Source organism: Caloranaerobacter azorensis DSM 13643 (genome assembly GCF_900129995.1).
Classification (GTDB): domain Bacteria; phylum Bacillota; class Clostridia; order Tissierellales; family Thermohalobacteraceae; genus Caloranaerobacter; species Caloranaerobacter azorensis.
The window spans coordinates 1-2,329 of the sequence record NZ_FQXO01000135.1 but is presented as its reverse complement, the minus strand read 5'-3'; the positions used below and the strand labels follow the sequence as shown (position 1 = coordinate 2,329).

At 28.6% G+C, this 2,329-nt stretch carries 3 protein-coding genes; 2 read left to right on the top strand and 1 reads right to left on the bottom strand.

What is annotated here, in order from left to right; translation table 11 throughout:
* The first annotated feature begins 220 nt into the window (after positions 1-220).
* Positions 221-1,177 carry a tyrosine recombinase XerC gene (locus BUB51_RS12440; protein WP_073198154.1) on the top strand — a complete coding sequence of 319 codons (957 nt, stop codon included), beginning with the start codon at positions 221-223 and terminating at the stop codon, positions 1,175-1,177.
* A gap of 10 nt (positions 1,178-1,187) precedes the next feature.
* Here BUB51_RS12440 and yneA read toward each other — a convergent pair whose 3' ends face one another.
* Positions 1,188-1,493 (bottom strand): cell division suppressor protein YneA, encoded by a 306-nt coding sequence (yneA, locus tag BUB51_RS12435; RefSeq protein ID WP_073198152.1) that lies wholly within the window; start codon positions 1,491-1,493, stop codon positions 1,188-1,190.
* Between the two features lie 149 nt (positions 1,494-1,642).
* Between yneA and lexA the strand changes: the two genes are divergently transcribed.
* Positions 1,643-2,269 carry a transcriptional repressor LexA gene (lexA, locus tag BUB51_RS12430; protein WP_073198150.1) on the top strand — a complete coding sequence of 209 codons (627 nt, stop codon included), beginning with the start codon at positions 1,643-1,645 and terminating at the stop codon, positions 2,267-2,269.
* The last annotated feature ends 60 nt before the right edge of the window (positions 2,270-2,329 follow it).

Genomic DNA, 2,329 nt, shown 5'->3' with positions numbered 1-2,329 from the left:
CTTAACCTAATGAACCGCCGTATACCGAACGGTACGTACGGTGGTGTGAGAGGTCGGTAGATGAATTAATCATCTACCTCCTACTCGATTGATAAAGTAAATTATCTATGAAAATACATTCATTTAAATAAAAAATATATACTTTTTTAGCAGGAGTTTTATAAAATTTATAGAATTAATTATACAAAATGTATATTTTGTATAATAAGGAGTGAAAAATATGGACGATATGCCTATAATTTTAGAAGACTTTTTGAATTATATTGAAACAATTAAAGGTAAATCGCAAAATACTGTTAAAGAATATTTTTATGATTTAAGGACTTTTTTTAGATTTTTAAAAATAAGATATAGAATCGTTGACAAAAATACACCTTTAAATACAATTAATATTGATGATGTTGATATATCCCTACTCCGAAAAGTTAATCTTCAAGATTTGCATGCCTACATATCATATGTAGATAAAAATAGAAATAATAGTAATTATGCTAAAGCTCGCAAAGTTGCTAGTTTAAAATCTTTTTTTAAATATTTACATACTAAAGTTAAATTAATTGATGAAAATCCAGCTACAGAATTAGAATCGCCCAAAACTGACTCTAGGCATCCTGTTTACTTAACATTAAATGAAGCGAAAAATTTATTAAATGCAGTAGATGGCCAGTTTAAAGAACGAGATTATGCTATTATAACCCTTTTTCTAAATTGTGGACTTAGATTGTCAGAATTAGTAAGTATTGATATAGATAAAATTAAGGGAGATACATTAACTGTTATTGGTAAAGGAAACAAAGAAAGAACCATATATTTAAACGAAGCTTGTTTAGAGGCAATTAATAATTATTTGAAAGTCAGGCCAAAGGAAGGACTTAAAGATGAAAAGGCTTTATTTATAAGTAAAAGAAAAAATAGAATTAGCAATAAGACAGTTCAGTATATTGTTAAAAAATACATTAAGTTAGCAGGATTAGACACTGATAAATATTCAACACATAAACTTAGACATACAGCTGCTACTTTAATGTATAAGTATGGCAATGTAGATATTAGGGCTTTACAACAAATTTTAGGCCACTCTACTGTTTCTACTACTCAAATATATACACATTTAGATGACGACAGATTAAGAAAAGCTGTTAAAAGCAATCCATTATCTTATATTAAAGATAGGTAGATTTATAAATCTACCTATCTTTAATATAAATAGGTACCTTTATTATATCACCTGGTTTAATTTTAGCCGTATCCAAATTGTTTAACTTCATTATTTTATAGACTAACTTTCTAATATCTTCTCTTCCGCTATTATTTCTTTTAGCTATATCCCATAAAGTATCCCCTGCTTTAACTTCAACGTTAATGTATTGAGAATATATAACACTATAAGCCTTCCCTATTTTAAATAAAGTGCTAACAAAAATTAATATCAAAGTAATAAATATAACAAGAAATGTAATAAACCGAGTTCTATTTACTATTTTAACTTTCATATAAACCACCTCTCGCCGAATATATGTTCTATCTATTTATAATTATAGAAGAACATCTGTTCTAGGTCAAGTTTTTTTCGAACGAATGTTTGATTTTTTTTTTACGATATGTTATAATAAAGCAAAATTCAACTGTTAGGGGGCTAAAAATGTACGAGGACTTATCTTCTAAACAATTCGAAATATTGGAATTTCTAAAAAAAGAAATACAAATTAAGGGATATCCGCCCTCTGTAAGAGAAATCTGTAAGGCTGTTGGACTTAAGTCTACTTCTACTGTTCATGGGCATTTATTAAAATTAGAGAAAAAAGGATATATTAGGCGAGATCCTACCAAGCCGCGAGCAATTGAAATTTTAGACAAAGATAATGTTTATAATTACTACTCAAAAAAAGAAATTGTTGAAGTGCCTATTGTCGGTAAGGTTACTGCTGGTGAGCCTATACTTGCAGTACAGAATATCGAAGACACATTTCCTTTACCGCTAGATTTTATTCAAAATGATCAAGAAGTTTTTATACTATCTGTTAAGGGAGAAAGTATGATAAATGCTGGTATTTTAGATGGAGATTATGTAATAGTACGTCAACAAAATTATGCGAATAATGGCGATATTGTTGTTGCACTTATTGGAGATGAAGCTACTATAAAGAGATTTTTCAAAGAAAGCGATCATATAAGACTACAACCTGAAAATCAATATCTTAAACCGATTATCGTAAAAGATGTTAAAATACTCGGAAAAGTTATAGGCGTATTTAGAAAAATAAAATAAGCTGGATAACCAGCTTATTTTATTTTTGTGTGCCGGGCATGCGTAACAACTAGGTGGTGA